Below are 2,513 nucleotides of genomic sequence, written 5' to 3'. Positions count from 1 at the left end.
GCGTGTGCATGAAAAACCAGGCATCTTCCACATCGCGCACGCCGTCGCTGGCATTGAGCAGCTCGCTCAGGGATTTTTCGTAGCGGTCAAACAGCGAGTTGATGAGCTCGTCTTTGGCCGGGTAGTGGTAGTACAGGTTGCCGGGGCTGATGCTGAGCTCGGCGGAGATCAGCGTGGTCGACACATTGGGCTCGCCAAAGCGGTTGAACAGGTCCAGGGTGACCTCCAGGATCCGTTCTGCTGTACGGCGCGGCGCTTTTTTCGCCATAAGTTGTCTACCTCGTGTTGTTCTTTACTCTAACCCAGCGTTTCCCCGGGCGACACTAGGGAAGTCCATCAATCCGCACGGCGGTTTGCAACAAGGTGAACGGGATGGCACGCACCTTTGGCAAACCTTTGGGTTAAGCCCGGGCCGACGCGGGCAGCTTGTGCGCGGCGGGCCGCAGCGCGTGGCTCAGATCTTCCATCACGTCTTCGAGCGAAGCAATGGCGCGGCCCACGCGCGTGGCTGCAGGCCTTTCAGTCACCAGGTGGCGCCTGGGGTCTTCCAGAACGTCCAGGTTCAGCGACACACCGTGCCGCGCCAGCGTGGCAGACAGCGTGGTCTTGCGCGAGCGCAGCATCTGACGGGTGTTCTGGTAGGCGTGCTCGGCCAGCTCGCGGCGTTGCCGGTAACTGAAGGTATTGGCCAGGAACATCTCGGTGTCGCGGGCGTCAGGCTCCAGCAGCACGATGTCGGTGCCGGGATAGGCATGCGCGTAGTGCTTCATGCCGAGCTCCAGCCGCGAGTGGATCATCGAGCGGAAGGTCTGGCTCATCACGGCGGGCAGGCCGCCTTGCACGATGCGCGGAATGGCCTGCTTTTCGGCCGGCAGGCCCCGGCGCATGACGCGCTGGTTCATGGCCAGCGCGGGTGCGCGGGTGGCGTTGAAGGGCACCAGCGGGTTCAGGCAAAACATCAGGTCAACGCCATCGTCCAGCGCCACGCCGGCGTGCATGGTCTTTTTCAGCGCGCCGTCCACGTAGTAGTGGCTGTCGATCYCCACCGGCGGAAACAGGCCCGGCAGGGCCGAGCTGGCCTGCACGGCTTTGGAGATGGGCACGTGGTCCCAGCCGGGGCGGCCAAAGGGCGCGGCGTCCCCGCTGTCCAGATTCGTCGCGACCAGTGTCAGCCGTGTGCGAAGCTGGCGAAAGTCGTTGGTGCGGCCGGGTTTGGAAAACAGCGCGGCCAGGCGCTTGTCGATTTCGTCATTGGAGAAAACACCGGTGGGCAAGGCCGGGCCCAGCGCCTCCAGCGCATTGACCAGCGACTTGCGCCCGAAAGTGGCGCGCCAGGCCGCCGACGCCAGCAAGCCGGGCAACATGATGCCGCGCCGCAAAAATTCGCCGTATGCCGGCACCATCAGCCAGGCCGGGTCAAACACCTCCGATGCCTGGTCGCCGTTTTCAATGAAGGCGGCGCACAGCTCGCGCGGCGTCATGCCGTTGGCCAGGCCCGCCGCGATGAAACCGCCGGCGGACACGCCGACATAGTGGTCCAGTTCGGTGAATGAAAGCCCCTGCAGGGATTCGTCGAGCGCGCACAGCGCACCGATTTCGTAGATGGCGCCCAACGGACCGCCGCCTGACAACGCCAAAGCAATGCGCGGCTTGGCAGGGCGTTTATTTTTTGCAGGCTTGGCTTGGGTCATGGCAGGAAAGTGTAGACGGCGCTCCTGGAACTATTTGCTGCTCTGCAGCAAAGTCAGGGTGCTGGGTGAGCTGTGGGGCGATTGGGCGCGGGCGTAAAAAAAGGGACGGCATGTCCCTTTTTTCCAGAGCACCGTGTGCTCAGGCCGATTTGCGTGCAGCTGGGCGTTTGGCCGCGGGGCGTGCCGCCTTTTTGGCGGCGGGTTTTGCCGCTGCGGTTTTGGCTGCTGGCTTGCCGCCCATTTTTTGCACATTGCGGTTGAGCTCGTCAATGCGTGCGATCAGGGCGTCCACGTCTTTGGCGGAAGGCACGCCGAGTTTGTTCAGGGCCTTGGCCACGCGGTCTTCGAAGATGTTTTCCAGCTTGTCCCACTGGTGGCCGGCCTTGGACTGGATGTCGGTGGCCATGCTGGCCATCTTGTTGGTGGCTTCAGAAATTTTGCCTTCGGCCACGGCCTGGGTCTTGCGCTGGATGGACAGGCCTTCCTTGACCAGGGTCTCAAACACTTTGCCGCCTTCTTCCTGCGCCTTGGAGAAGGCGCCCAGGCCGGCCAGCCAGATTTGCTGGGCGGATTCCTTGACGGCACCGGACAGCTGTGGGCCGGACTTCTTGTCGGCGCTCATTTTTTGCAGTTTCTTGACCATGGTTTACTCCAGACAGTTTGTGGTTATGGAACTTCGCGGGCAGTATGCCGCACGCACGGGGAAAATATAAGCCCTCCCTGTGACGGCGTTTAGGTGTTGCGTTCTAGAACCGTGAACAGGTTCTAGGCATGCGGCTCTACGGAAAAGTACGTGCAGTCAGGCTGAGCGCGGGTTTCTGC

At 62.5% G+C, this 2,513-nt stretch carries 3 protein-coding genes; all 3 read right to left on the bottom strand.

The genetic code is table 11. From position 1 onward, the window contains the following. Nucleotides 1-268, bottom strand: a 268-nt coding sequence (locus tag AC1D1X_RS20670; protein WP_477699045.1) for a TetR/AcrR family transcriptional regulator, incomplete at its 3' end; no start/stop codon positions are given. 133 nt (nucleotides 269-401) lie between these two features. Beyond that, nucleotides 402-1,691 carry a patatin-like phospholipase family protein gene (locus tag AC1D1X_RS20665; RefSeq protein ID WP_477699044.1) on the bottom strand — a complete coding sequence of 430 codons (1,290 nt, stop codon included), beginning with the start codon at nucleotides 1,689-1,691 and terminating at the stop codon, nucleotides 402-404. 139 nt (nucleotides 1,692-1,830) lie between these two features. After that, a complete protein-coding gene (locus tag AC1D1X_RS20660; protein ID WP_431098472.1) occupies nucleotides 1,831-2,334 on the bottom strand; it encodes a phasin family protein in 504 nt (167 codons plus the stop codon). Nucleotides 2,335-2,513: the final 179 nt, after the last annotated feature.

The sequence above is a fragment of the Polaromonas sp. P1_G4 genome (assembly GCF_056405475.1).
The sequence above is the reverse complement of the archived record's forward strand: the minus strand, read 5'-3'. Positions and strand labels throughout refer to the sequence as shown.